The following is a 25,502-nucleotide window of genomic DNA, read 5'->3' as shown; positions in this document are numbered from 1 at the left end:
CGCGCGGGGCGTCCGAGAGTGTGACATATGCCACTTTTCGCCGTCTCGTCCGTGTGCTGGGAGCCCTGTCGGGCGTCGAGGAGGGCGGCGTCCGGAGGTCCGCGACGACGGGGTGAAGTCGGTGGTCGACGCGGCGAGTCGCCGCGCTGTGACTGGGATCGGCGACCCGGACGGGTGACGCCAGGGGCTCGGGATGCCCCCGTTCGGCCTACCCCTTCGACGCGCAGTCATGTCCGAGAAGACCTAGAGTGTCCGAATAGTTACCACTTGTCCGGAGATGGGACGTTGGTACTGGTTGTGGGAGTTCGGTCGTGACAGAGTGGTCACGACGGGGGCGCAAGGGGGGTACAGCGCATGAGGTCACCAGCGGCGTCGCCGACGGACCGAGGTCCGGCACCGGTGCTGACGGTGACCATGTTCCAGACGCCTTCGACGGTGGACCGCCCGGTCGGCCGTCGACTCGAGGACATCCCGGAGGTCTGACGTGTCCGCCCCGCACACCGAGAACGAGATCCTGCTGACCCCGTCCGAGGTCGCCACGCTGTTCCGTGTCGACCCCAAGACCGTGACCCGCTGGGCCAAGTCCGGCAAGCTGTCGTCCATCCGGACGCTCGGTGGTCACCGCCGCTACCGGGAGACCGAGGTGCGCGAGCTCCTCGGCGGCATCCCCGGCCAGCGCGGGGACGACGCCTGACGCGTCCCTGCACGCACCGACCGCGCCCGTCGTCCGCCTGCCGGACGGCGGGCGTCGTCGTCGTCCGCCACGGACCGACCACCCGGCTCCCGCGGTGCCGCTGCGGTGTCCGACGACCGCCAGTGCTCCGGGCCGCCCGGCGCGCATGATGGAGCCATGACCACCGCACCGCTCGCCCCCGCACCGGCGCCCGCGCTCGCACCCGCACCGGCGCTCGCCCGGAGCGCGCGGCACCGGAGCGCCGCCGTCGAGGCCGGGCCGCTGCTGGCCGTCGTCCTGCCCAGCCCGGCCGGCGCGCTCACGACCCTGCTCACCGAGGACGGCGTCGTCCGCGCCGCGGGCTTCGCGCCCGTCGCGGCGATGGCGGCCCGGCTCCCGGCGCTCGACGGATCCACCGGGCCGGTCGTCGTCGCGGCGACGGACCCCGCCGTCGCGCGGGTCGCCGAGGCCGTCGCCCGGTACGCCGCCGGCGAGCCGGGCGCGCTCGACGACGTGCCCGTGGCGCAGCCGGGCGGACCGTTCCAGCAGCGGGCGTGGGCGGCGATGCGGGCGATCCCGGCGGGCGGCACGCTCACCTACGCCGAGCTCGCGATCGCGGCGGGCAGCCCGGCGGCGGTGCGCGCCGCGGGGTCGGCGTGCGCGCGCAACCTCGTCGCACCGTTCGTCCCGTGCCACCGCGTGCTGCGGTCCGGCGGCGCCCTCGGCGGCTACTACTACGGGCTGGACGTGAAGCGGGCCCTGCTCGCGCACGAGGCCCGCTGACCCGGGCCGGACCCGGTCAGCGACGGACCAGCAGCACCACGGTCAGCGCGACGACGCCCGCACCGACCGCGAGCACGGCGCGCGCCCGGCCACGGTTCGCGGGGTCGGCCGCCGGGTCGGTGCCGACGGCGTCCCGCCACAGCCTGCTCGCGCCGGCCTTCGCGTCGGCGACCTGCCGCTGCGGGCTCAGCCGGGCGGCCAGTGCGTCGGCCGTCCCCGCGAGCTCGGCCCGCGTCAGCAGGATCTCCGCCTCGAGCTCGGTGATGGTCGGCTTGCGGGTGCTGTCGCTCATCGGCTCAGGCCCTCCTTGACGGACCGGGACACGGTGTCGGCGTCCTGCTTGAGGCCGGCGATCGCCTTCTCCGGCGTCGGCGGCGTGCCCTTCTTCAGGCTCTTCACGCCGAGCAGCGCGAGCACGGCCGTCACCACGGCGAGCACGACGAGGACGATCAGCGCGGCCAGCCACGGGGCCAGCACCTCGCTCAGGGCGAGGATGACGGTCGTCAGCAGGACCACGAAGGTGAAGAACCCGAAGAACGCGGCACCCGCCAGCAGCCCGACACCGATCCCGGCTGCCTTGGCCTTCTCCGCGAGCTCCGCCTTGGCGAGGTCGATCTCGGCGCGGACCAGGCGCGCCGCCTGCTCGCTCATGCGGCTGATGAGCTGGCCGATCGACTGGTGGTCCGGGCCGGACCCGCTGCCCGCTGTGGTCGTCATCCGGTGCTCCTTCGTGGACGTGTGGCGTTCTGCCTAGTGTGGACCGTTCCGCTGGTCGGCGCAGTGCGGCTCAGTCGGTCCAGGGGTGCACGAGCTCCTCGGCGTCCTTCGCGGGCGCGGGTGCGGGCGGGGCCACGCGCACGGGCTGCGGCAGCCGACGCCGACCCCACGCCGCGAGCCCGGCCGCGACCGCCACGAGGACCACGCCCACCAGCAGGGCGGCCAGCCACAGGTCCAGCACGAGAGCGAGGGCGACCACGGCCGACGTCACGACGAGCGCGAGCCCGAAGACGGTGAGCAGCAGCGCGCCCGCGAACGCCAGGGCGCTGGGCCGGACCTCGACCGCGCGGGCCCGGACCGAGCGGGTCACGGAGTCGATCTCGGTCTGCACCGCCCCGCGGATCCGGTCCTCGACCTGCTCGAACCGCTCGCGGGTGCGCTCGGCGAGCGGCTCCGTCAGGCGGCTGAACAGGCCCGCGCGGCGCGGCTCGTCGTCGGGGTGGGTCACCGGGTCCTCCTGGCGTCCTGCTGCGGTGCGTACGGACCCGTCCACCCTAGTCACCGGCGGGTAGGTGGTGGGAGCGCCGCTGGGTGGTCGGCGGGCGCCCGTACCGTCGTCCGGGTGAACCGGCACAACCAGGTGGTGCGCGTGGCGCTCGTGCTCGGCGACGGGCTGACGGGCACGGCGGTCGCCGCCGCGCTGGACTCGGACCCGCGGCTCGCCGTCGTGCACGTGGGGACGGGCTGCACCCGGGCGGTCGTCGCCGTCCGGCCGGGGGCCGCCGACGTCCTGGTGGTCGAGCCGACCGACCTGGTGGACGGCACGGGGGTGGCGCTCGCCGTCCGGCTGCAGCAGCGCGACCCCGGCCTGGCGGTGCTGCTGCTCGGCGGGGACGACGTCGCCGTGCTCGCGCGCGACGCCGGTGCGGGGGCGCCACGACCGTGGACGTCGCTCGCCCGGAGGTCGTGCCCGGACCCGGCGACGCTCGCGCAGGCCGTCGTCGCGACCGCCCGCGGGGACGCCGTGCGGGGCGCGGGCGCCCTCCGTGCCGGTCCCGCGGGCGCCACCCCGGCGCGGGTCGCGGTGCTGCGGCTGGTCGCGCAGGGACTGTCGAACCGCGCGGTCGCCCGCCTGCTCGGCCTGTCGCCGCGGTCGGTGGAGAACCACCTCGCCGCCACCTACCGCACCCTCGGCATCGTGGGCGAGGACGTGAACCCGCGGGTGACGGCCGTGCTCGCCCTGCGGAGCGACGGCGACGGCTGACCGGTCGGGGCCGGGTGCGGTTGGATGGGCGCGTCCCCCGGTCCGGGCGCCCTCGCCGCCACCGGACCGCGCCGCTCCACCGCCGAGGAGACCTCCCACGTCGGACCGCCCCGCCCCGCCGTCCCGGCCCGCACCCCCGACCGTCCCGGGGGTCCCGTCCCCGCACCGGCGCGCCGTGCTCGCGCTGCTGGTCGGCGCGGGCGGTGCGCTCGGGTCGCTCGGCCGGTACGCCCTCGCCCGGGCGATGCCTGTGACGCACGGCTGGCCGGTCGGCACCCTCACGGCGAACCTGCTCGGGGCGTTCGCGCTGGGCGTCCTGCTCGAGGTGCTCGGCCGGCGCGGCCCGGAGACGCCCGGGGTGCTGCGGCTGCGGCTCGCCCTCGGGACCGGGGTGCTCGGCGGGTTCACCACGTTCTCCTCGCTGGCCCTGGAGACCGAGCGCCTGCTGGCGGCGGGTGCGGTCGGCACCGCGGCGGCGTACGCCGGGACCAGCCTGGTCGCGGGCGTGCTGTGCGCCGGGGCCGGGGTGCTCGCCGGGCGGGCCGTGCCGCGGCCGGCCGGGGCCGGCGGGGCGGGGGAGGCGCGGTGAGCGGCGCGCTGCTCGTGGCGCTCGCGGGCGGGTTCGGCGCGGCGACGCGGTTCTGGGTCGACGGCGAGGTCCGGGCCCGGGGCCGCGCGGTGCTGCCCGTCGGGACGCTGGTCGTGAACGTGACGGGCTCGCTGCTGATCGGGCTGGTCGCGGGGGCGCACCTGTTCGCGGGTCTGCCCGCCACGGCGTACCTGCTGCTCGCGACCGGGTTCTGCGGGGGGTACACCACGTTCTCGGCGGCGACGGTCGAGACGGTGCGGCTGGCGCAGGCAGGCGAGCGGGGACGCGCGGTCGCCTACCTCGTCGGGTCGATGCTGCTGACCCTGGCGGCGGCCGCCGCGGGGGTCGGGGCGGTGGCCGCCTGGACGCACTGGACCGGTTGACCCAGTTGCCACGGGGTGCGCGGGTTTGCGACCCTCGTCGCACCCCGGCGCCGACGGGCCGGCCGCGGGCCGGTCGCACGACTTCCGCCGAGGGAGGGGATGCGCGTGCCGGACCAGGTCTTCCTCGCGCCGGGCGAGGCCGTCGACCTCGACAACTGCGCGCGCGAGCCGATCCACGTCCCCGGGTCCGTCCAGCCGCGCGGCCTGCTGCTCGTGGTCCAGGACGAGGGCGCGGTCGTCCTGCAGTGCTCGGCGAACGTCGACGCCGTGCTGGGTCTGGCCGTCGACGACGTGCTCGGGCGGTCGCTGCCGGAGGTGCTCGGCGACCGGGCCGCCCGCGTGGTGCTCGACCAGCTCGGGGCGGTCCCCGACCACCGGACCCGCAACCCCGGCCTCGTGGAGGTCGCCGGGGCGGCGGGCACCACGGTCCTGGACGTCGTCGTGCACCGGCCGCCGCCCGCCACGCTCGACGAGCCCGGGCCCGTGTTCGTCGTGGAGCTCGAGGTCGCCGACGGCCCGCGCCCGCTGACCTACGCCAGCACCTACGAGTCGGTCCGCGACGCGATCGCGGACCTCAACCGCGCCGACGAGCTGACCGCGCTCTACGACACCGCCGCGCGGCACGTGCGCCGGCTCACCCTGTTCGACCGCGTGATGATCTACCGGTTCGACGCCGACTACAACGGCGAGGTGGTCGCCGAGGCCCGCCGCGCCGACCTGGAGCCGTTCCTCGGGCTGCACTACCCGGCGTCCGACATCCCGCCGCAGGCCCGCGCGCTCTACGAGAAGAGCTGGATCCGGCTCATCTCCGACGTCGACTACACGCCGGTGCCGGTGGTGCCGACGAGCGACCCGCTCACCGGCCGGCAGCTCGACCTCACGTACGCGCAGCTGCGCAGCGTGTCGCCGATCCACTGCGAGTACCTGCGCAACATGGGCGTGCGTGCCTCGATGTCGATCTCGCTGCTCCGCGACGGGAAGCTCTGGGGCATGGTGGCGTGCCACCACTACAGCGGCCCGCACGCGCCCTCGTACGGCGTGCGCGCGGCCGCGGAGTTCCTCGGCGTCGCCCTGTCCGCGCGGCTGGTCGCGCAGGTCGAGGAGGACCTGCTCGCCGAGTCGCGCCGCGCGTCGGGCGTGCTCGCGCGGCTGGTCGGCGCCTCCCGGGACGAGGACGTCCGGCTCGCGCAGGCGCTGACGCGCACGGACGACCTGCTCGACCTCGTGCCCGCCGACGGCGTGGTGGTGTGCGCCGGCGGCGACCTCGCGACCCGGGGCGCGGTGCCCGACGACGACGCCTGCCACGCGCTGACCGCCTGGGCCAGCGGCGTCGGCGACACCGTGCTCGCCACCGACCGGCTCGCCGAGCACCCGGGTGCGCCGGCGGTCCCGGGGGTCGCGGGCGTCGTGGCGCTCGCGCTGCCGGACGGCGGCGCGGTCGTGTGGGTGCGCGGGGAGGTCGTGCAGACCGTCGACTGGGGCGGGGACCCGAACCACAAGGCGATCGTGGTGGAGGAGGGCGACCGCCGACGCCTCGGCCCCCGGGAGTCGTTCGACCTCTGGCGCGAGCAGGTCCGCGGTCGGTCGGTGCCCTGGGACGACCGGCACGTCGGCAACGCCGGCGACCTGCGCGGCCACCTGGTCGAGGCGCTGTTCCACCGCGGACGCGCCGAGGTGCAGGCCGCGCGGGCCATCCAGCGCACCCTGCTGCCCGCGAGCCTGCCGGACGTGCCGGGCTGGACCGTCGCGGCACGGTACGAGCCGTCGGGCAGCGGCGAGGTCGGCGGCGACTGGTACGACGTGCTGCCGCTCACCGACGGGCGGCTCGCGCTCGCGGTCGGCGACGTCACCGGGCACGGGCTGCCGGCCGCCGCGGCGATGGGTCAGCTGCGCCACGCGGTGCGGGCCTACCTGCTGGACGCGGCGCCGCCCGCGGTCGCGCTCGCCCGGGTCGGCGCGCTGGCCCGCTGGACGCTGCCCGGGCAGATGGCGACCCTGGCGCTCGCGGTGCTCGACCCGGCCACAGGGGAGGTCACGTACGCGGCTGCGGGTCACCTGCCGCCGCTCGTGGTCCGCGCGGACGGGACCGCCGCCTGGCAGGCGGTGCTCGGGTCGCCGCTCATCGGCCTGCTCGACGGGGAGCCCGCGTCGGACCGCCTGACGCTCGGCCCCGGCGACGCGATGCTGCTGCTCACCGACGGGGTGCTCGAACGCCGGGGCGAGTCGCTGCGGGTCGCGATGGACCGCGCCCGCAACGACGTCGGCCGCCCCGCCCCCGATGCCCTCGGCGACGTGGTGACCCGCCTCCGCGACCCCGCCTCGGACGACGACGCCACCCTCCTCCTCCTGGCCCGGGCGTAGCCGGTCGAGGTCGAGGGTTCGCCGCGAGGTCGAGGGTTCTCGAGGCCCGAGAGCGACGGAACCCTCGACCTCGCCGGGGTCAGCTGCGCAGGAGGTCGGCGAACGACGGGGTGGTCGTGAACGGGTCCTGCGCGACCCGGGGCTCGCGGGTCGCGACGGTGGCGGCGAGCTCGGCACCGGCGCGCCGGATCCGGGCGGGGAGCGCGCTGGGCTCGTCACCCGTGGCGCCGGTCGCCCAGTCGTCGGTCGCGGCGAACACGGACGTCGTCGCGACGTCGGCCCGCAGGTACGTGAACAGCGGGCGGATCGAGTACTCCAGGGCGAGGGAGTGCCGGGCCGTGCCGCCGGTCGCGCCGAGCAGCACCGGGAGCCCGACGAGCGCGTCCTTGTCGAGGACGTCCACGAACGACTTGAACAGGCCCGAGTACGTGGTCGTGAACAGCGGGGTCACGGCGATCAGCGCGTCGGCGCCGGTCACGGCCTCGATCACCTCGGCCAGCGCCGGGCTCGCGACGCCGGTGAGCATCGCGTTGACGATGTCGTGCGCGTGGTCCCGCAGCTCGACGACCTGCACCTCGGGGCGCCGGCCGCGGTCGGCGAGCTCGGTGGCGGTCGCCTCGGCGAGCCGGTCGGCGAGCAGACGGGTGGAGGACGGCTGGCCGAGACCGGCCGACAGCGCGACGATCCTGCGCTCGGACATGACGGGTGCTCCTGTTCTGGGGTGACGCGGGGGTGTGGCGTTGTCCCGGCTCAGCGGCCGGCGGTGACCGCGTCGGCCGCGGCGGTGTCGTCCTCGGCCGTCTTCCCGGTCCAGTGGTCGGCCGCGGCGACGGTCTGCTCGTGCACGGTGCCGGCGGCCCGGGCCTGGGCGACGCGCGCCGCGTGGCTCGGGGGGTCGGACGGGACGTGCGCCGGGCGGTCGGACTCCATCTCCTTGCGGAGCACCGGGACGACCTCGCCACCGAGGATGTCGAGCTGCTCGAGCACCGTCTTGAGCGGCAGGCCCGCGTGGTCGATGAGGAACAGCTGCCGCTGGTAGTGGCCGACGTCGTGGCGCATGGCGGCGTACCGGTCGATCACCTGCTGCGGCGAGCCGACGGTCAGCGGGGTCTGCGCCGCGAAGTCCTCGAGCGAGGGACCGTGGCCGTAGACGGGCGCGTTGTCGAAGTACGGGCGGAACTCGTCCACCGCGGCCTGCGAGCTCTTCCGCATGAACACCTGGCCGCCGAGGCCGACGATCGCCTGGTCCGCCCGGCCGTGGCCGTAGTGCTCGAACCGCTGCCGGTAGAACTGGACCATCTGCTTCGTGTGGCTCATCGGCCAGAAGATGTTGTTGTGGAAGAAGCCGTCGCCGTAGTACGCGGCCTGCTCGGCGATCTCCGGCGTGCGGATCGAGCCGTGCCACACGAACGGCGGGACGCCGTCGAGCGGGCGCGGGGTCGAGGTGAAGCCCTGGAGCGGGGTGCGGAACTTGCCCTCCCAGTCGACGACCTCCTCGGTCCACAGGCGCCGCAGCAGCGCGTAGTTCTCGACGGCGAGCGGCACGCCCTGGCGGATGTCCTGGCCGAACCAGGGGTAGACCGGCCCGGTGTTGCCGCGGCCCAGCATGAGGTCCATCCGGCCGTCCGAGATGACCTGGAGCATCGCGTACTCCTCGGCCAGGCGGACCGGGTCGTTGGTGGTGATGAGCGTGGTGGCGGTCGACAGCACGATGTCCTTCGTGCGGCCCGCCAGGTAGCCGAGCATCGTGGTGGGGGACGAGGCGACGAACGGCGGGTTGTGGTGCTCGCCGGTGGCGAAGACGTCGAGGCCGACCTCCTCGGCGTGCTGGGCGATCGTGAGGATCGACCGGACGCGCTCGGTGTCGTCGGGGGCACGTCCCGTGTGCGGGTCAGGGGTGATGTCGCTGACCGTGAAGACTCCGAACTGCATCTCGCGCTCCTCAGATCGATGCGTTTGCATGTACTTGCGCCCCAACCGGGGGCGGCGCGGATCTATTCCGCGGGTGCCGTGGGCGCCGAGCCGGCCCGGGAGCGCCCCCGGGTCAGCAGGTGCAGGACCAGCCCCGCGGCGAGCAGCACGCCCGCCAGCGCCCAGTGCCGCGCCTGCTGCTGGGTGAGCAGCACCAGGCAGGTCACGACCGCCAGGACCGGCAGCGCGGTCCACGCCCGGAAGTGCGCGTGCTCCACCCGGTCCCGGCGCAGCACCAGCACCGCGACGTTCGTGCTGAGGAACACGAACAGCAGCAGCAGCACGACGGTCGAGGCGAGGTCGACCAGCTCGCCGGTCGCGGCCAGGAGCATCGCCACCGCGGTGGTCACCAGGATCGCGACCCACGGCGTGCGCCGGTTCGGCAGCACCCGCCCGAGCACCGGCGGCAGCAGCCCCTCGCGCGCCATCCCGTAGGTCAGCCGGCTCGCCATGATCATCGTCAGCAGCGCGCCGTTCGCGACGGCGACCAGCGCGACCGCCGAGAACACCTCCAGCGGCACGCCGCCGGCGACCCGCACCACCTCGAGCAGCGGCCCGCTGGACGCGGCCAGGTCCGCCGGGGCGACGACCGCCGGGGCCACCAGCCCCACCAGCAGGTAGACGACCCCGGCGGCGAGCAGGGCGCCGAACAGGGCCCGGGGGTAGACCCGTCGGACGTCGGTGACCTCCTCGGCCAGGTTCGCGGACGTCTCGAACCCCACGAACGAGTAGAACGCGATGAGCGCGCCGCCGAGCACGGCCGCCGCCCAGGACGTCTCCGCGGGCAGCTCCAGCACCCGGCCCGGGTCGCCGTCGCCGCGACCGAGCACGACCGCGCCGAGCACGACCACGAGCACCAGGCCGGACAGCTCGATGACCGTCATCACGACGTTGGCGCGCAGCGACTCCTGGATGCCGCGCGCGTTCAGGGCCGCGACCAGTGCCAGGAACACCAGCGCGACCGGGACCGCGGGCAGGTCGAGGAACACCGCGAGGTAGTCGCCGGCGAAGGCCAGTGCCAGACCCGCTGCCGACGTCACGCCGGCGGCGAGCATGCAGAACCCCACGAGGAACGACACCAGCGGGCTGCCGTACGCCCGCTGCGCGAACACCGCCGACCCGCCCGCCCGGGGGTACTTGGTCACGAGCTCGGCATAGGAGGCGGCGGTGAGCAGCGCCATGCCGAGCGCGACCAGCAGCGGCAGCCAGATCGCCCCGCCCGCCTCGGCGCCGAGCTCGCCCACGAGGGCGTACACCCCGGCGCCGAGCACGTCGCCCAGGATGAACAGGAACAGCAGCGGCCCGGTCACGGCGCGGCGCAGGCCGGGGCCCTGCCGGTCGGACGGGGTGTCGGTGGTCGTCACCGCCCGAGTATCAGGGCGTGCGGACGCCCTCGCGCGGTGGGCCGACCGGGTGACGGCGACCGCGTCCGCCGCGGGCACCGCTCAGCGGTGCCGGGGTGTGGCCGATGGGCACGGGCGCAGCACCACGACCAGGGGGGTCCCGTGTCCGCACCGTCGTCCCGCAGCGGCCCGCGCCGCGCCGGCCCGCGCCGCGCCGCACGCTCCGGCTGCGTCGCCCGGGTGATCGCCACCGCGCTCGCCGCCCTGGCGCTCGCGGTCCCCTCGTCCGTCGCGGCCGAGCCCGACGCGCCGCCCGGCCCGGGCTTCCGGCTGGGCGCGCACGTCGACCGGGGGTCCGCGCCGGACGCGGCGTCGGCGGTGGCCGCGTTCGAGGACGCGCTCGGCCGGCGCCTCGACGTGCACCGCTGGTACAGCCGGTGGGACGACGTGCAGCCCGTGACCCCGGTGGTCGACTCGGTCGCGCGCGGCCGGACGCCGCTGCTGTCGATCTGGCCGCGCCGCGCCGACGGGTCGGTGGTGCCCTGGGCGGTCATCGCGGAGGGGCGGGTCGACGCGGAGATCCGCGCGCAGGCGGCGGGCGTCGCGGCGCTCGGCGTGCCCGTGTACCTGGTGCTGCACCACGAGGCGGACATCGCGGCCGGGTGGGGGACCCCCGCGGAGTTCCGGGCCGCGTGGCGGCGGTACGTGCAGGTGTTCCGGGACGCCGGGGTCACCGACGTGCTCTGGACCTGGGTGGTCACGCCCGCGAGCTTCGGCAGCGCGCCCTCGACCCCGGGGGCGGACGCGTTCTACCCGGGGGACGACGTCGTCGACCGGGTGGGGCTGGACGCCTACAACTGGTTCGGCTGCGCGCCGGGGAAGCCGACGGCGTGGCGGTCGGTCGCGGAGGTGGTCGGCCCGTTCCGGCAGTGGGCGGCGGCCCGCGGGCGGACGCCGCTGCTCGCCGAGCTCGGCACCGCGGCCGACCCCGCGGACCCGGCGCGCCGGGGCGCGTGGCTGTCCGAGGCCGTCGCGTACCTCGGGGCGTGGCCGGGGCTGGACGTGGTGTCGTCGTTCGAGGGCACCGGGACCTGCGCGTGGGCGGTCGCGGGGTCGGAGCCGACGCGGGCGGCCTACGCGGCGGCGGTCGCCGAGCCGGTCGCGCACGCCCGGCCGACGGCCTGGGTCCGGCCGTCGACGGTGGTCGGCCCGGCGCCGCTCACGGTGGCGCTCGACCTGTCCCGCAGCACCGGGGGCGGGGCCGCCACCGGGTCCGGCGTGGTCCGCTGGGTGCTCGAGCTCGGCGACGGGACGACGCGCAGCGGTACGGGCCGGCCCGGGACGGTGACGCACACGTACGCGGCGGGTGCCCCCGTGGTGCGCCTGACCGTGACCGACGCCGCGGGCCGGACCGCGTCCGACCGGCGCGCGCTGGTCGTCGCGTCCCCGCCGGTCGTGACGGCCGCGGAGCGCGACGTGACCGGCGACTCCGCGGGGCTGCGCGCCTGGGTGGATCCGCGCGGGCTCCCCGGGACGGTCCGGCTGTCCTGGTCGGTCGAGGGGGGACCGGAGCTCGGCGCGGTCGAGCGGTCGGTCCCCGCCGCGACGTCCGCGCAGGCGGTCGCGCACGACCTCGCGGGACTCGTGCCGGGCACCCGGTACCGGTGGACCGCGACCGCGACGACCGCGGCCGGGACGACGACCGTCGCCCGGACGGTCGACACCCCGGGGCCGCCCACAGTCCGGGCGGTCGCTGCGACGGGGGTCGGCCGGACCTCCGCGACGGTGCCGCTGCGGGTGCACCCGCACGGGCTCGCGACCGCGGTGCGCGTGGAGACCGGACCGGGGTGGCGCACGCGGACCGCCGAGCAGACGTTCGCGGCGGCGACCTGGGAGCGCGCGGGCGAGGCGGCGCTGACGGGGCTGACCCCGGGCACCACCTACCGGTTCCGGGTGGTCGCCACCAACGCCGCCGGCACCGCCGTCGGGCCCGAGCAGGTGCTCACGACCGCGCCGTGAGCCGGTGCGGCGCGCCAACCGCGGAGGTGACCAACCGTGCGGTTGACCACCTCGACGGTTGCGTGTCACCCTCGCGGGACCGTTCACCCGTTCGAGGAGGCCGCGTGCCCGCGCAGGACCCGCTGTCCCAGGTGTTCTCCGCCCTCGCGGACCCGCTGCGCCGGGACATCGTCGCCCGGCTCACCGCCGGGGACGCCACCGTCGGCGAGCTCGCCGCCCCCTACCCTGTCACGGCGCAGTCCGTGTCGAAGCACCTGCGGGTGCTGGAGGCCGCGGGCCTGGTCACCCGCCGGCGCGAGGCCCAGCGGCGGCCCGTGCACCTCGAGGCCGAGGTGTTCGACCTCATGACGATGTGGATCGAGCGGCACCGGCGCGAGGCGGAGTTCCGGTACCGGCCGATCGACGAGGTGCTGCTCGCCCCGCAGCCCGAGGTGCTGCGGGAGCCGGTGCACCGCCCGGCCCCGGCGCCGCGCACGGTCGCGGGGCCCGCTGCCGCACCCACGCCGGCGCCCGCACCGGCCCCCGCGCCCGCGCCGGCCGGCCCGCCCGCCCCCGCCCGCCCGGTGCGCGTCGACCGGGTCGTCGTCGAGGAGCGGGACACCGAGCCGCGCGCGCTGCGCGTCCGGCGCGGGGCCGGCCGGGTGTTCCAGCCGTGGGACCTGCAGGCGCGGGCGGTCCCGGCGGACGGGGCGCGGACCGCCGACGGCACCGACGAGGACCGCCCGGACGACGAGGCGCCCACGGGCGGCGTCACGGGTGGCTCGCAGGGCTGACCGCAGCGCCCGGTTTCACCCCGGATCGCCGGTTCATTCCCTCATGACCGGTCTGTCCGCGTCGATCGGCAGGGTGCGCGGGGGCGCCCATCTGCCAACCCCTCATCGAGGAGCGACCGTGTTCAGCCGCAGCCGTACGACGCCGTCAGCCACGGCCAGCCAGCTCACCGAGTCCCGGGCCAACATCGAGGCCGTGACCGCGGTCGTGCGCGCCCTCGCGGACGCCGCGACCTCCGAGGCCGCCGTGCGCAACGCCCTGGAGGTCGTCCGCGAGCGGTTCGGTTGGGTGTACGGCTCGTACTGGCGGATCGCCGACGACCGCGCGCTGCACTTCGTCCAGGAGTCCGGGGAGGCGGGCGAGGAGTTCCGCCGCGTCACCCACACCGCGTCGTTCGGTGAGGGCGTCGGCCTGTCCGGGCGCGCGTGGCGCAGCCGGGACCTGGTGTTCGTCGCCGACCTGGGCGAGCTGACCGACTGCGTGCGCGCACCCGCCGCGCAGCGCGCCGGCGTCCGGTCGGGCGTGTGCTTCCCGCTCACCGAGGACGGCGTCGTCACCGGGACGATGGACTTCTTCACGACCGAGACCCTCGACCCCTCCCCGCAGCGCCTCGACACGCTCCGCAGCATCGGGGTGCTGGTCTCCCAGGCCATCGAGCGCGTCGCCGCCGCCGAGCGGCACGCCGACGCCTCCCAGGACGTCGAGGCCGTCAACCGCGTGATCCACGAGGTCACCAGCGCCCCGTCCGCGCAGGACGCGCTGTCCCGCGCGCTGGAGGCGATCCGGACCGGGTTCGACTGGGCGTACGCGTCCTACTGGGCCGTCGACGACCGCGACCACGCCCTGCACTTCGTCCAGGAGTCCGGCGACGCCGGTGCCGAGTTCCGCCAGGTCACCCGGTCCGCGTCGTTCCGCGAGGGCGTCGGCCTGGCCGGCCGGGCCTGGCGAGCGCGCGACCTGGTGTTCGTCGCCGACCTGGGCGAGCTCACCGACTGCGTGCGGGCACCCGCGGCGCAGCGGGCGGGCGTGAAGTCCGGCGTCTGCCTGCCGATCCTCGTCGACGGCGTCATCACCGGGACGATGGACTTCTTCGCCACGCAGACCCTGGAGCTCTCGGACGGCCGGCGCGAGGCGCTGCGCAACACCGCGTTCCTGGTCGGTCAGGCCCTCGAGCGGCACGCCGCCTCCGACCGCCTGCGTACCGCGGGCGAGGAGCTGGTCACGTCCATCCAGGAGGTCGAGCGCAACGTGCTCGCCGCGACGACCGTCGCCACCGACGGGCAGCGGCTGGCGCACGAGGCGAACCAGGAGGTCGCCGGCCTGGGTGAGTCCAGCGCGGAGATCGGCCAGGTCGTCACCGTGATCCAGGGCATCGCGGCCCAGACCAACCTGCTCGCGCTGAACGCGACGATCGAGGCCGCCCGGGCAGGGGAGGCGGGCAAGGGTTTCGCGGTCGTCGCCGGCGAGGTCAAGGAGCTCGCGCAGGAGACCGCCGCGGCGACCACGCAGGTGGGCGACAAGGTCGAGAAGATCCAGCAGCAGGTCGCCGGGGTCATCACGTCGCTGGCGAAGATCGGCGGCGTCGTCGAGCGGATCAACGAGACCCAGCAGACCATCGGCGGCGTGCTGACCGAGCAGGTCGCGGTCACCAAGGCCATCCTCCGCTGACCCGCCCGCGCCGAGACAGGACCCGCGCACCGGGACAGGGCCGTCCGCGGACCTGACTCGGCGCGGCGGTCCTGACTCGGCGTGCGTGGGTGCGGGCGCCCGGGGCGTGCGGGGCGCCCGGGGGTCAGGGCTTGTAGGCCCAGTGCCAGGGCTCGCGCGGGGTGTCCTCGACGAACCCGTAGCGGGCGCCGTTGGCCCGCATCCAGGACTGCGCCTTGTCGTCCAGCGCGAGGTCGACCGCCATGCCCCAGCCGTGGTCGCTGGTGCCGGGGACCGCGGCCAGGCCGCCGTTCTTGTACAGGCCCTTGCGCGCGGCGACGTCGACCTGCGACTCGTAGGACCGGTAGGAGTCGGTGATGCCGATCGTGACGCCCGCGGCGGCCGCGTCGGCGCGCAGCCGTCCCAGCGACTCCGCGGCGGGGGCCCAGAGGCGGTGACCGGTGCCGTCGACCTGGGACAGCGCCTCGGCGGGGATCTTCCCGTTGCCGTACGCGGCGAGCGCGAGGGGCACGCCGTCGGCGTCCAGCGCGGTGCCGGCGGCCGACGAGGACGCGGAGCCCGAGGTGCCCGCGGTGCCCGTGCCGTCGACCGCCAGCGCGAGCGCGTCCGCGAACGCGGCGCCGCTGCTGCTGGTCGTGGTCGCGGCCACCGGGGCCAGCGTGCCGATCGTCGCCTGGATGGCGGCGATGCGCTGGCTGATGCCCGCGATGCCGTCCATGCCCTCGATGCCCATAGGTCTGTGCGTCCCTCTCGCCCGTGCTGCGGTTCCCATCGGCGGACGGTGCGCGGACCTGAGCACCACGCACCGACGGATCCGCCGTGCCGCACGATCACGGGGCAGAACGCGACACGCGGGGCCGGGAGCACGGCCGTGTCGGTGCCCGTGCGTACGGTCGGACCATGAGCAGCCGACGGCACGTGTGCACCTGGTTCGAGGACGGCGACGACGTCGACGTCGTGTGCGTCTGCGGCGCCCGCGCGGTGGCCGTGGTGGACGAGGAGTCCGGCGACCTGGTCGTCGTGGCGCTCGCGGAGGAGCGCGTGCTCCTCGCCGCGACGGCCTGACCCTGCTGCGACGGCCCGACCTCCGGGACGCCGGCCGGCGTCAGCCCACCGGCACGGTCCGGCGCTCGGGCGTGAACGCGTAGAGCTCCCCGTCCTGCTCGCCGACCCACCAGGCGCCGCACATCATCGTCGCCTGCTGCTCCTGCTCGACCGGCCACCAGTCCGCGTGCAGCGTCGACACCGAGCGGTAGTCGCCGGGGTCGGCGTCGACGGGCCGCGGCGCGAGCGGCTGCTCGGGACCGACCGGGACGCACTGCGCGGGCAGCGCGTCGAGCCGCGCGTCCATGCGCACGATCCGCTCCGCGCCGCCGGGGCGGGACTTCACCCGGATGTCCGCCGCGTCGGCGGGCAGCCAGTCGGGGAGCGCCGCGTCGCCGTGCGCCTCCTGGACCGACCGGTACGTGACGGCGGTGTCGCGGGCGCCGCCGAGCGCCTCGGCGACGGGGCCGGCGCAGGCGCTGAGCGCCAGGACGACGCCCGCCGCGGCGGCGGTGACCGCGAGCAGCCGCCGCTCGGGCGTGCCCGCGGGGGTGCTGGTGAGGGGCGTGGTGTCCATGCCCTCGACGCTAGGTGGGGCCGGGCGCGCGGCACATCGGCCCGGGGGCCGGTCCCGCGCGCCTGCGGGTCCGCCCGGGGGTGGACCGCGGGTCAGCCCGGGGCGGGTGCCGGCGCGCCGGACGGCGCGGCGGGCGGCGTCCCGGGCGGCGCGTCCAGCCGCGACCGCAGGCCGGCCACCGCCGGGAGCCCGGTGGCCTGCGCGTCGGCGAGCGCCGCGGTCCACCGCGCCCGCGCGTCCTCGCCCGCGCCGTCCGCGGCCGCGCAGTCGCCCAGCCCGGTCAGGGCGCGCACCCGCTCGTCGCTGTCCGCGGCGGCGTCCGCGACCGTCAGCGCCGCCGCGAACGCGTCCCGTGCCGCCGCGACGTCCTGCCCGGCGAGCGCGACCGCGCCGAGACCGTTGAGCGCCTCCGCCTCGATCAGCCGGGCGCGCAGCCGCTGCCCGAGCGCGCGGGCCCGGGTGAGCGCGGCGTGCGCGCCCGGCAGGTCGCCCGCGGCGAGCAGCGCGTGGCCCAGCACGGTCCCGGCCTCGGCCTCGACGGTCACGTCGCCGAGCTCCGCGGCCCGGGCCACGACGGCGCGGACCGCCGGCACCGCGTCGCCCGGCGCGCCCGTCGTCGCCCGCAGCCGGGCGTCGTACAGGTCCGCGCGGAGCAGCATCCCGGCGTCGCCGACCCGCTCGGCGGCCGCCCGGGCGAGCACGACGCGCGCGCGGGCGTCGTCGACCCGACCGGCCTGCTCCAGCGCCAGCACCGAGTTGAGGGTCACCACGGCCGTGTTCACCGCGTCCCCGGCCGCCGCGGCGAGGGTGAGCGCCGCGTCGTAGCCCGCGAACGCCTCGGTGTGCCGGCCGAGCACCCGCAGCACGTCCGCGTGGTTGCCCACGGCGCGTCCCTCGCTCACCGCGTCCCCGGCGACCCGCGCGGCGGCCACGGCGTCGGCGTAGGACCGCAGCGCCTCGTCGGTGCGGCCGAGCCGCTTGTAGACGTTCCCGATCCGGTTGAGCGTCTGGCCGGGCCGGGGGTCGTGGCCGGACTCGTGGGCCCGCACCAGGTGGGCGAGGGCCTCGTCGTAGCGGCCGAGCTGCTCCAGCGCGCGACCGACGTCCCGACCGGCCCGGCTCCGGCCCGCCGGGTCGGCCGCCTCGACGGCGTGGGTGTGCAGCTCGACGGCGCCGGACCAGTGGCCGGCGGTGTCGAGGTACGGCGCCAGCGTCCCGGACAGCGCCCCCAGCTGCTCCGCGAGCCCGAGACCCGCGCAGAGCCCGGCCGCGCCGACCGCGACGCCGCGCAGGTCGTCGAGCCGGGTCCGGGCCTCGGCCGGTGTCGGGGCGTCGTCGGCGGCGGCGGGGAGGTCGTGGTGCGGGGCGACGACGGCGACCAGGGGGCGCGCCTCGTCGAGCAGCCGTTCCGCGAGCCGGGCGACGGCGGCGCGCCGCGCGCTGACCGGCTCCTCCTGGTGCCCGGCGTCGACCGCGTACCGCCGCACCAGGGCGTGCACGGTCGACCGTCCGGCGGCGTCCGTCCGGACGAGGTGCGCGTCCTCGCCCGCGGCGAGCGCCCGTCGCACGCTCGGGACGTCCAGCCCCGCGAGGACGGCGAGCCACGCGGTCGGAAGCGGGGCGGGGTGCAGCGCGAGGCGGCGCAGCACGAGGGCCTGCTCCGGGTCGAGCGCGCGGTACGCCGCGTCGATCGCGGGCAGGGCGTGCGCCGAGCCGGCGACGCGGTGCTGGTGGTCCGCGAGGGACCAGCCGGGCTGCTCGTCGACCCGGCCCGCGGCGACGGCCAGTGCCACCGGGAGGTACCCGCACGCGGCGGCGAGCGCGGCGGCGGCGTCCGGCTCGGCGGCGACCCGGTCCGGGCCCACGAGGTCGCCCAGCACCGTGACGGCGGTCGCCGGGTCGAGCGGGCCGAGCACCACCGCGCGCGAGCCGGCGACGGTGAGCGACCGGCGGGACGTGACCAGCAGCGACCAGCCGGGCAGCCCGTCCGCGAGCCGCTGGACGTGGTCGGCCCCGGGGGCGTCGTCGACGACGAGCAGCGGCGTGCCGTCGCGGGAGCCCGCTGCGTCCGCGGACGCTGCGAGCCCGGCGAGCCCGGCCAGCACCGCGTCGACGTCCGCGCCGCCGTCGACGACCCGGACCGGGGCTCCCGTGGCCGCGCGGTGCCGCGCGGCCACCGCGCGCACGACCGTGCTGAGCCCGGCCCCCGGCACCCCGGTGACCACCGCGACCCGCGCACGGGGCGCGGGGGCGGCGGCCCACGCGAGCAGCTGCTCGAGCTCGGCGTCGCGCCCGCGGACCCGGGGCAGCTCGGCGAGCGGGTCCGCGTCGCGCAGCAGCGGCGCCCGGCCGGCCTGCTGTTCGGCGTGCTCGCCGACCTGATCGCCTGCCCGCTCGCGGCCCGCGACCCGGCGGGCCGCCGCCGCGTGCGCGCCCCGCCAGGCCGTCGCGTCGTCCGGCGTGCCCCCGAGGGCGCGCACCAGGTCGACGAGCAGCTCGACGTCGAGGCGGGCCCGGCCGTCGCGGAACGCGTCGTAGACGGTGACCCGGCCCGGGCGCCGCTCGTGCTCCGGGACGCCGCGCGCGGCCCGCAGGCCGTCGACCCGGCGGACGAGCTCCGCGTACGACGGGGAGCCGGCGCGGGCCCGCAGCGCGCGCAGCCGGGTCGTCAGGTCGTCCCAGCCCGCGGGGTCCGGGGGAGGGGAGGCGTCGCCGGGCACGCCGACCAGGGTACGAGCCGAGGGCGGCGGTGCCGGCGGGGTGTTCGGGTTCGTTCGGGACACGTGCCGGGCGGGCGGGCCGTGCGGTGCGCTGGGCCCCTCGCGTCGCACCCCCGCGACGCCGCACGCCGAGGAGGGGCGGACCGATGGGTCTGTTCGACAAGATCAAGTCGATGTTCACCGCGGAGTTCATCGTGCTGGAGGGCGCGCCCGCGCTGTCGCCCGACGAGGACCGGGCGCTGGCCCTGGGCGCGGTGTACGCGGCCGAGGGGCACCTGCCGGTCAACGCCCCCACGATGGAGGCCGACCCCGCGACGGCGCAGAAGCTGCTGTCCGGCGCGTGGGACGTGCACGGGCCCGACGACGTCGACCGCGCCTACGCGTTCCTCCTGCACCAGGGGCACCGGGGGTACTACGCGCTGGTCGCCCCGCGGGTCGACGAGGTGTTCGCGGACCGGCGCGGCGCCCGGGGGCTCCAGCAGGAGCACCTGGCGCGGATCGGCGGGGAGGCGGCCGAGCGCGGCCTCGACCCCGAGCGCGCCCGCGCCTGGTACACGGGGTGGACGGGCGCGGCGGTCGCGGGCGGGCACTCCGAGCTGATCGACCCGCTGCCGGCGAGCATCGTCGCGTGGGACGCCGCGCGGGTCGTGCACCTCAGCCGCCTGCTGCTGGACGCGGGCCTGGTGACCCGGGACCGCGCGTTCGAGGCGATGGGCGAGGCGGTCGGCCTGTCCCGGCCCGCCTACCGGGGGTGGGAGGAGTACGGCCGGGCGTTCGTGGTGGGTCGGGCGTTCTGGACCGCGGGCACCAGCCGGAACCCGGTGGACGGCGACATCGGCTCGTTCGACCGCGCCGTGGACCGGCTGCTGAAGGACGACGGCTCCCCGTGGCTCCGGCTGGCCTGGTGACGGGAGGTCGGCGCGCGCAGGGGCGTGGTCGGCTGCGGTACCCGGGCCGCTGGGTGGGGCTGCTGGTGCTGATCGGCCTGGGGATGGTGGTCGTCCTCGTGTGGGGCGACGACCTGCGACCGCACGTGCACGCGTTCCTCTCGAACGTGCTGCGCCGGATCTGACGCGCCGGGGTGCCGGACCCGACGGCGCGCCCGCGCGTCAGGGGGCGGGTGGGGGTGCCGCGGGCGGCGGCGCTGCCGGCGGTGGCGCGGCGGGCGGGGGACCGGCCGACGGCGTCAGGCTGACCACCGACCCGGCCACCGTCGTGCCCGACGGGCTCTGCTCGGCGACAGCGCCGGCGGGCTCCGCGGACGGCTGCGGCGCGCGGACGACGACACGGAACCCCGCCGCGGCGAGCGCGCGGCGCGCCGCGTCCACGTCCAGGCCGACGACGCGGGGCACCGGCACCTGCCGGCCCAGCACCTCGTCCGGGCCGGCGGGCGCGAACCCGGGGACCGCCTGGCCCTCCAGGGTGCGGGTCATGAAGCCCTTCCAGATCGGCACGGCGACGGAGGACCCGAACACGTTGCGGATGTACCGGCCGTTGATGGTGATGCGCTGCATCGGGACCATCGCCTCGGCGTGCCCGACCCACACGGCGGTCGCGCGCAGCGGCGTGTAGCCCACGAACCAGGTGTGCTCGTTCCGGGAGGTCGTCCCGGTCTTGCCGGCGGCGGGGAACGGGGGCGCGGGCGTGCTCGCGGTGCCGGACCAGACGTTCTGCAGGGCGTGGTTCACCGCGTTCGCGATCCGGGGCTCCAGCGCGCCGGGGGTGCAGGACGACGCGGGGACCGGCAGCGGGGCGCCGTCCCGGTCGACGACCGCGGTGATCGCGACCGGGGTGCAGTACGTGCCGCCGGCGGCGAACGCGGCGAACGCGGCGGCCATCGCGAGCGGTGCGACGGAGTCGGAGCCGAGCACGTTGGCGGGCAGCGGGTCGAAGGGCCCGTCGCCGGACTGGCCGCCGGCCTTGTGGATGCCCAGCGAGGTCGCGGTGTCCATGATCCCGCAGAGGTCCAGCTGGGAGGCCATCGCGATGTAGCCGGAGTTCACCGAGCCGCGGGTGGCGTCGAGCACCGACATCACCCCGCCGGACCGGGGCCCCTCGGCGTTGGCGAACCGGTACTCGGTGCTGCCGTTCAGGCCGGTGCACGGGGCCGTGAACTCGCTGAACCGGTACGAGAACCGCGTGCCGTTCACGGTCTCGCTCAGGCTGTGCCCCTCCTTGAGCCACTGCGCGAGGGTGAAGGGCTTGAACGTCGACCCGGGCGGGAACCCGCTGGCGCCGCCGTACCGGAAGTCGGTGCTGTAGTTCACGGCGGTCTCGCGGTCGCCGTGGTCCTGGGTGTTGTTGTAGACGCGGTTCTGGGCCATCGAGGTGATCCGCCCGGTGCCGGGCTCCACGGTGACCAGGGCGGTCGCGACCCCGGACGGGTCGGCCACCGGCACCTGGTTCTTCACCTCCTCGTCCGCGATGGTCTGCTCCCGCGGGTCGAGGGTGGTGGTGATGGTGAGCCCGCCGCGGTAGAGCAGGTCGACGCGCGCGTCCTCGGTCTCCCCGAACGCGGGGTCGTTGCGGATCACCTTCGTCACGTAGTCGCAGAAGTAGCCCGACCCGCGCACGGCCGCCTCCGCCTGCATGCACCCGATCTGCCGGTCGTCGACCCGCAGCATGTCAGGCAGCGGCGTCGCGATCCCGGCGGCGAGCTCCTCCGCGGTGATGTACCCCTGCTCGTGCAGCAGCCCCAGCACGATGTCGCGCCGCTCCTGCGCGGCCTGCGGGTTGCGCACCGGGTCGAACGCCGTGGGGCTCTGCGTCACGCCGGCGATGGTCGCGGCCTCGAGGTAGGTGATCTCCGAGGCCGGCTTGCTGAAGTAGCGCAGCGCGGCGGCCTGCACCCCGTAGGTGTTGAGGCCGAACTGCGCGATGTTGAGGTACGCCTCGAGGATCTGGTCCTTGGTCATCTCCTTCTCGAGAGCGATCGCGAGCTTCGCCTCGCGGATCTTGCGCGCGTACCCCTCGGGCCCGTCCGCCTCGCGCGCGGCGTCGGCCCCGGCGAGGTCGCCGGCGCGCACCGCCTGGTCGATGAGGACGTTCTTGATGTACTGCTGGGTGAGCGTGGAGGCGCCCTCGGTGCGCTCCGGGTGCTGGAGGTTGCGGACCAGGGCGCGCAGCATGCCCTCGGGGTCGATGCCGCCGTGGTGGTAGAACCGGCGGTCCTCCGTCGCGATGACGGCCCGCTGCAGCGGCTCGGAGACGGCGGTGAGCGGGACGACCTCGCGGTTCTCGGCCCAGAACAGCGCCAGCACGGTCGTGCCGTCGGCCGCGAGCACGACGGAGCGCTCCGACAGCGGCTGGCGGTCGAGCGCGGTCGGCAGCTCCTCGAACGCCTGCACCGCGAGGTCCGTGGTGCCGTGCGCCACGGCGACGCTCGGCAGCACCAGCGCGGCCGACAGCACCCCGCCGATCCCGGCGAGCAGCACGAACGCCACCAGCAGCGCGACGGCGCGCAGCACCGACATCCGTCGCGCACCGTGGCCTCGGGCCGGGGTCATGCGGCCACGCTAGGGCAGGCGGTCGCCGCGTGCGCCCGGTTCCGCCGGCGGGCGTGCGCCGGGCGAGGCCCCGGGTGGGCCGCAGGGGGACTCAGGCGCCGCCGAGGGCCCCGAACGCGTCGGCGACGGTCTCGTGCGACGGCAGCACCCGGATCATCGTCGTGAGGGTCAGCACGTCGAGGACCTGGCCGGTGGCGCGGGCGATCGTCAGGTCGCCTCCCGCGGTGCGGGTGATCCGCAGCCCCGCGACGAGGGCGCCCAGACCGGACGAGTCGAGGAAGGTCGTCTCCTCCAGGTCCAGCACGATCTTCGTGCGGCCGGCCTCGACGAGGTCGGCGAGGACCGTGCGCAGCTCGGGGGCGTCCGCGGCGGTCAGCCGGCCCTGGGGATGCACGACGACGACGGGACCGCCGATCCGCTGGACTGCGATCTCCACGTCCCACCCTCCTGTCGTGCCGGCCGGGACCGCTCCCGGTGCGCCCTCACCTTAGGCACTCGACCGCCGCCGGGCGACGCGCCCCGCCCGGGCGGCACGGCGGGTCGTGCGCCCGTCTGCGAGCATGAGTGCGGCGCCGGGCGGCTCGGCGCCCGCACGCCGACCACCGGGGGGACCGCTTGACCGAGGCCACGCTGCGGGTCGTCGTGCTGGACGACGACCCCGACGTCGCCGCGTACACCGCGGCCGTGCTGGAGCGGCGCGCGGGGTGCGACGTCGTGGTGCTGCACGACGCGTCGGACATCCTCGGGGCGCTGGACCGGCACGACCCGGACGTGGTGGTCACCGACATCGAGATGCCCGGCATGTCGGGGCTCGAGCTCGCCGGGGTGCTCCGGGAGCGGGTCCCGGACGTCGGCGTGGTCGTGATGACCGCGCACGTCTCGGTCGACCACGCGGTCGAGGCGCTGCGGCGGCGCGCCGACGAGTTCCTGCCCAAGCCCGTCGCGGCGGCCGACCTGGTCGCGGTCGTGCGGCGGCTCGGCGAGCGGCGCCGCGCGGCGGTCGCCGCCCGGCCGGTCGTGCTCGCGGTCGGGGCGCACCCGGACGACGTCGAGATCGGCGTCGGCGGCACGCTCGCCGCGCACCGGGCGGCCGGGGACACGGTCGTCGTGCTCACGCTGTCCCGCGGGGCGCGCGGCGGGGACGTCGCCGCCCGCGAGCAGGAGGCGCACGCCGCGGCCGCCCTGATCGGCGCGCGCCTGCTGCTCGAGGACCTGCCGGACACCCGGATCCCCGTCGCGGAGCCGACGCTCGGCATCGTGGAGCGGGTCGTCGCCCAGGTGCGGCCCACGGTCGTCTACACGCACAGCGAGCACGACCGGCACCAGGACCACCGCGCGGTGCACCAGGCGGTGATGGTCGCGACCCGCGACGTCGCGACGGTGGCGTGCTTCGAGAGCCCGTCGGCGACGGTCGACTTCCGGCCGAACCGGTTCGTCGGGGTCGACGACCACCTCGCGACCAAGCTCGCGATGCTGGCCTGCTTCGGCTCCCAGACCGCGATCCGCGACTACCTCGACCCCGAGATGGTGCGGGCCACCGCCCGGTACTGGTCGCGGTTCGGCACCGGCCGCGCGGTGGAGCCGCTGGAGATCGTCCGGGACACGGGAGCGCGGCGGCCGTGAGCGCGTCGCCGGCCCCCGTCGCGGGTGCGGGGCGCGGGTGGGCGACCGCCGCCGCGTCGGCCGTGGCGCTCGCGCTCGGGGTGCCGGCCGCGGCGACCGGCGGCCTGGGCGCGGCCGCCACCGCCGCCCTCCTGCTGCCGGTGCTGTGGATCGCGGCCGGTCCGGGTCGGCGGTCGGTGCCGCTGGCCGTCGCGGCGTCCGCGGCGGCGCTGCTGCTGGTCCCGCTGCTGCTGCCGTGGGCCACGCTGGACGCGGGGCGCGCGGTGCCGGTCCTGCTGGTGCACGCCGTCGCCGCGCTGGTCGCCCACGCCCTGGCCCGGCGCGTCCGCGGGGACCTCGCGCACCTGCACGCCGCGGAGCGGCTGACCCGGAGCGTGCTCGACGCGGTCACCGAGCAGGCGGTGATCGGCACGGGCCCGGACGGGCTGGTCGACGTCTGGAACCCCGGCGCGGAGCGGATGCTCGGCCGACAGGCCCCGGACGTCCGCGGCGCGCTGCGGGTCGACGAGCTGGTGCACCCCGACGAGCTGCGCGAGCGCTGGCGTCGCACCGCCGCCCGGACCCCGTTCGCCGCGCTGGTCGCCGACGTCACCACCGACCGGCCCGACGTCTCCGGCTGGACGTGGCTGCGCGCCGACGGCTCCGGGGTGCCGGTCCAGGTGTCGGTGACGGTGCGGCGCGAGGACGACGGCCGGGTGGCGGGCTACCTGTTCGTGGCCACCGACCAGACGCAGGCGCTGGAGTCCGCGCAGCTCCAGGAGCAGTTCACCGGGATGATCTCGCACGAGCTGCGGACCCCGGTGAGCGCGGTCGTCGGCCACCTGGACCTGCTGCGCGACGACCCGCTGACGCCCGACCAGGCGCGGTCGGTCGAGGTCGCCGAGCGGAACGCGCACCGGCTGCTCGGGCTGGTCGACGACCTGCTGTTCACGGCCCGGGTCGACGCCGGCGGGTTCCCGCTGAACCCGACCGACGTGGACGTGGCCCAGGTGGCCCGGGCCGCGGTCGAGTCCGCCCGGCCCGCCGCGGAGCGCGCCGGGGTGCGGCTGGCGCTCGACGTCCCCGCCGACCCGGTGCCGCTGCGCGCCGACCCGGTGCGGCTCGCGCAGGTCTGCGACAACCTCGTGTCGAACGCGCTGAAGTTCACCCCGGCCGGCGGGTCGGTGACCGTCGGGGTGACGGCGACCGTGGACCACGTCCGGGTCGCGGTGGCCGACACCGGGCTGGGGATCCCGGCCGACGAGCTCGACCGGCTGTTCGGGCGGTTCTTCCGGACGTCGACCGCCGCGCGGCACGCGGTGCCCGGCATCGGGCTCGGGCTGGCGATCACCCGGTCGGTGGTCGTCGCGCACGGCGGTGTGGTGGAGGTCACCAGCGTGGAGGGCGAGGGGGCGACGTTCACGGCGGTCCTGCCGCGCCGGGGGCGGGCGGGCTGACGGGGCCGGGAACGGCGAAGCCCCGCGTCGCCTGGGGCGAGCGGGGCTTCTCGG

25 protein-coding genes are annotated in these 25,502 nt (G+C 76.8%); 14 read left to right on the top strand and 11 right to left on the bottom strand.

Translation table 11 applies throughout. The features are described 5' to 3' along the window. The first annotated feature begins 484 nt into the window (after window positions 1–484). Together ACFVXN_RS10960 and ACFVXN_RS10955 are read left to right on the top strand one after the other, a co-directional pair. A complete protein-coding gene (locus ACFVXN_RS10960) occupies window positions 485–694 on the top strand; it encodes a BldC family transcriptional regulator (RefSeq protein ID WP_389231681.1) in 210 nt (69 codons plus the stop codon). A 156-nt stretch (window positions 695–850) separates the two neighbouring features. Beyond that, window positions 851–1,456, top strand: coding sequence for a methylated-DNA--[protein]-cysteine S-methyltransferase (locus ACFVXN_RS10955; protein WP_389231678.1), 606 nt, complete (start codon window positions 851–853; stop codon window positions 1,454–1,456). Between the two features lie 16 nt (window positions 1,457–1,472). Here ACFVXN_RS10955 and ACFVXN_RS10950 read toward each other — a convergent pair whose 3' ends face one another. The 3 genes from ACFVXN_RS10950 to ACFVXN_RS10940 all read right to left on the bottom strand — a co-directional run bounded on the left by ACFVXN_RS10950 (window position 1,473) and on the right by ACFVXN_RS10940 (window position 2,681). After that, a complete protein-coding gene (locus tag ACFVXN_RS10950; RefSeq protein ID WP_389231676.1) occupies window positions 1,473–1,748 on the bottom strand; it encodes a DUF3618 domain-containing protein in 276 nt (91 codons plus the stop codon). Beyond that, entirely contained in the window at window positions 1,745–2,173 is a 429-nt protein-coding gene (locus ACFVXN_RS10945; RefSeq protein WP_389231673.1) for a phage holin family protein, read from the bottom strand. Before ACFVXN_RS10945 ends, ACFVXN_RS10950 begins: the two co-directional genes overlap by 4 nt. A gap of 70 nt (window positions 2,174–2,243) precedes the next feature. Beyond that, window positions 2,244–2,681: a phage holin family protein gene (locus ACFVXN_RS10940; RefSeq protein WP_389231670.1), complete on the bottom strand. Its 438-nt coding sequence runs from the start codon at window positions 2,679–2,681 to the stop codon at window positions 2,244–2,246. A 114-nt stretch (window positions 2,682–2,795) separates the two neighbouring features. Between ACFVXN_RS10940 and ACFVXN_RS10935 the strand changes: the two genes are divergently transcribed. From ACFVXN_RS10935 to ACFVXN_RS10920, 4 genes are all read left to right on the top strand, one after another. After that, window positions 2,796–3,437, top strand: coding sequence for a LuxR C-terminal-related transcriptional regulator (locus ACFVXN_RS10935; RefSeq protein WP_389231666.1), 642 nt, complete (start codon window positions 2,796–2,798; stop codon window positions 3,435–3,437). Between the two features lie 175 nt (window positions 3,438–3,612). After that, window positions 3,613–4,026 (top strand): fluoride efflux transporter FluC, encoded by a 414-nt coding sequence (locus ACFVXN_RS10930; RefSeq protein ID WP_389231663.1) that lies wholly within the window; start codon window positions 3,613–3,615, stop codon window positions 4,024–4,026. Continuing rightward, window positions 4,023–4,409 carry a fluoride efflux transporter CrcB gene (crcB, locus tag ACFVXN_RS10925; protein ID WP_389231660.1) on the top strand — a complete coding sequence of 129 codons (387 nt, stop codon included), beginning with the start codon at window positions 4,023–4,025 and terminating at the stop codon, window positions 4,407–4,409. The genes ACFVXN_RS10930 and crcB overlap by 4 nt, the downstream gene beginning before the upstream one ends. A 105-nt stretch (window positions 4,410–4,514) precedes the next feature. After that, on the top strand, window positions 4,515–6,770 hold the full coding sequence (locus tag ACFVXN_RS10920; protein ID WP_389231657.1) for a SpoIIE family protein phosphatase: 2,256 nt from the start codon (window positions 4,515–4,517) through the stop codon (window positions 6,768–6,770). A gap of 79 nt (window positions 6,771–6,849) precedes the next feature. On the opposite strand, the gene ACFVXN_RS10915 is transcribed toward ACFVXN_RS10920, so the two are convergent. From ACFVXN_RS10915 to ACFVXN_RS10905, 3 genes are all read right to left on the bottom strand, one after another. After that, window positions 6,850–7,470, bottom strand: coding sequence for an FMN reductase (locus ACFVXN_RS10915; protein WP_389231654.1), 621 nt, complete (start codon window positions 7,468–7,470; stop codon window positions 6,850–6,852). A 50-nt stretch (window positions 7,471–7,520) separates the two neighbouring features. Then, complete coding sequence (locus tag ACFVXN_RS10910; protein ID WP_389231651.1) at window positions 7,521–8,702, bottom strand: LLM class flavin-dependent oxidoreductase; 1,182 nt, start codon at window positions 8,700–8,702, stop codon at window positions 7,521–7,523. Window positions 8,703–8,764: 62 nt separating this feature from the next. Then, entirely contained in the window at window positions 8,765–10,105 is a 1,341-nt protein-coding gene (locus ACFVXN_RS10905) for an APC family permease (protein ID WP_389231648.1), read from the bottom strand. Between the two features lie 141 nt (window positions 10,106–10,246). Between ACFVXN_RS10905 and ACFVXN_RS10900 the strand changes: the two genes are divergently transcribed. The 3 genes from ACFVXN_RS10900 to ACFVXN_RS10890 all read left to right on the top strand — a co-directional run bounded on the left by ACFVXN_RS10900 (window position 10,247) and on the right by ACFVXN_RS10890 (window position 14,542). After that, window positions 10,247–12,103, top strand: a complete 1,857-nt coding sequence (locus ACFVXN_RS10900) for a glycosyl hydrolase (protein WP_389231645.1) — start codon at window positions 10,247–10,249, stop codon at window positions 12,101–12,103. 104 nt (window positions 12,104–12,207) lie between these two features. After that, window positions 12,208–12,876 carry an ArsR/SmtB family transcription factor gene (locus ACFVXN_RS10895; protein ID WP_389231642.1) on the top strand — a complete coding sequence of 223 codons (669 nt, stop codon included), beginning with the start codon at window positions 12,208–12,210 and terminating at the stop codon, window positions 12,874–12,876. Window positions 12,877–12,994: 118 nt separating this feature from the next. Continuing rightward, entirely contained in the window at window positions 12,995–14,542 is a 1,548-nt protein-coding gene (locus ACFVXN_RS10890; protein WP_389231639.1) for a GAF domain-containing protein, read from the top strand. Window positions 14,543–14,666: 124 nt separating this feature from the next. Here ACFVXN_RS10890 and ACFVXN_RS10885 read toward each other — a convergent pair whose 3' ends face one another. Continuing rightward, window positions 14,667–15,275 (bottom strand): D-alanyl-D-alanine carboxypeptidase family protein, encoded by a 609-nt coding sequence (locus ACFVXN_RS10885; protein WP_389231636.1) that lies wholly within the window; start codon window positions 15,273–15,275, stop codon window positions 14,667–14,669. A 167-nt stretch (window positions 15,276–15,442) separates the two neighbouring features. Here ACFVXN_RS10885 and ACFVXN_RS10880 point away from each other — a divergent pair, with 167 nt between their 5' ends. Then, the gene (locus ACFVXN_RS10880; RefSeq protein WP_389231633.1) at window positions 15,443–15,607 is read left to right on the top strand and encodes a hypothetical protein; all 165 of its coding nucleotides are present in this window, start codon (window positions 15,443–15,445) and stop codon (window positions 15,605–15,607) included. 40 nt (window positions 15,608–15,647) lie between these two features. On the opposite strand, the gene ACFVXN_RS10875 is transcribed toward ACFVXN_RS10880, so the two are convergent. Continuing rightward, window positions 15,648–16,163 (bottom strand): hypothetical protein, encoded by a 516-nt coding sequence (locus ACFVXN_RS10875; RefSeq protein WP_389231630.1) that lies wholly within the window; start codon window positions 16,161–16,163, stop codon window positions 15,648–15,650. Between the two features lie 92 nt (window positions 16,164–16,255). Beyond that, window positions 16,256–18,883: a tetratricopeptide repeat protein gene (locus ACFVXN_RS10870; RefSeq protein ID WP_389231627.1), complete on the bottom strand. Its 2,628-nt coding sequence runs from the start codon at window positions 18,881–18,883 to the stop codon at window positions 16,256–16,258. Window positions 18,884–19,029: 146 nt separating this feature from the next. On the opposite strand from ACFVXN_RS10870, the gene ACFVXN_RS10865 reads away from it, so the two are divergent. Together ACFVXN_RS10865 and ACFVXN_RS10860 are read left to right on the top strand one after the other, a co-directional pair. After that, window positions 19,030–19,791 (top strand): DUF1266 domain-containing protein, encoded by a 762-nt coding sequence (locus ACFVXN_RS10865; RefSeq protein ID WP_389231624.1) that lies wholly within the window; start codon window positions 19,030–19,032, stop codon window positions 19,789–19,791. Next, on the top strand, window positions 19,770–19,955 hold the full coding sequence (locus tag ACFVXN_RS10860; protein WP_389231621.1) for a hypothetical protein: 186 nt from the start codon (window positions 19,770–19,772) through the stop codon (window positions 19,953–19,955). The genes ACFVXN_RS10865 and ACFVXN_RS10860 overlap by 22 nt, the downstream gene beginning before the upstream one ends. 37 nt (window positions 19,956–19,992) lie before the next feature. Here the strand turns inward: ACFVXN_RS10860 and ACFVXN_RS10855 are convergent, their stop codons facing one another. Together ACFVXN_RS10855 and ACFVXN_RS10850 are read right to left on the bottom strand one after the other, a co-directional pair. Continuing rightward, window positions 19,993–22,389 (bottom strand): transglycosylase domain-containing protein, encoded by a 2,397-nt coding sequence (locus ACFVXN_RS10855; RefSeq protein ID WP_389231618.1) that lies wholly within the window; start codon window positions 22,387–22,389, stop codon window positions 19,993–19,995. Between the two features lie 91 nt (window positions 22,390–22,480). Continuing rightward, window positions 22,481–22,825, bottom strand: coding sequence for an STAS domain-containing protein (locus tag ACFVXN_RS10850; RefSeq protein ID WP_389231615.1), 345 nt, complete (start codon window positions 22,823–22,825; stop codon window positions 22,481–22,483). A 179-nt stretch (window positions 22,826–23,004) separates the two neighbouring features. Between ACFVXN_RS10850 and ACFVXN_RS10845 the strand changes: the two genes are divergently transcribed. After that, window positions 23,005–24,012 (top strand): response regulator, encoded by a 1,008-nt coding sequence (locus ACFVXN_RS10845; protein ID WP_389231612.1) that lies wholly within the window; start codon window positions 23,005–23,007, stop codon window positions 24,010–24,012. Then, window positions 24,009–25,448: a sensor histidine kinase gene (locus ACFVXN_RS10840; RefSeq protein ID WP_389231609.1), complete on the top strand. Its 1,440-nt coding sequence runs from the start codon at window positions 24,009–24,011 to the stop codon at window positions 25,446–25,448. Before ACFVXN_RS10845 ends, ACFVXN_RS10840 begins: the two co-directional genes overlap by 4 nt. The last annotated feature ends 54 nt before the right edge of the window (window positions 25,449–25,502 follow it).

It is taken from the genome of Cellulomonas sp. NPDC058312 (assembly GCF_042880135.1).
In the GTDB taxonomy this organism is placed as follows: domain Bacteria; phylum Actinomycetota; class Actinomycetes; order Actinomycetales; family Cellulomonadaceae; genus Cellulomonas.
This window is presented reverse-complemented; position numbering and strand designations above follow the sequence as displayed.